Here is a 285-nt window from a genome sequence, read left to right as displayed (position 1 = left end):
GCTCGCACACCCACTGCTGGGCCGGTCCCAGCTTGTCCCAGCCGACCTGCTGCGCCCGTGCCCACCCGGCGAGGTCCTCACCCTGGACGACGACGCTGCCCGGCTCCGCACCGGCCAGCGTCCCGCCGGCCTTCACGTGCCGCCAGGCCAGGGCGAAGCACCGCTGCCACTCCACCGACCAGGCCGGGCACCACCCCGGGTCGATCGCGTCGTACGCCGCCTTCCGGTCGGCGGTCAGTGCCCCGGTCCAGTCCAGGCCCTCCTCGCCGGCCTCGGCGCGGCGCT

Annotated in this window: 1 pseudogene; it reads right to left on the bottom strand. The window is 76.5% G+C overall.

Going from position 1 to position 285, the window contains the following annotated elements:
• Positions 1 to 285, bottom strand: a pseudogene (locus AA75_RS50405) (helicase); the annotation flags it as partial.

This window comes from Kitasatospora sp. MBT63 (assembly GCF_000710465.2).
GTDB lineage: Bacteria > Actinomycetota > Actinomycetes > Streptomycetales > Streptomycetaceae > Kitasatospora.
Note: the sequence above shows the minus strand (reverse complement) of the source record. Positions and strands in the feature narration are given on the sequence as shown.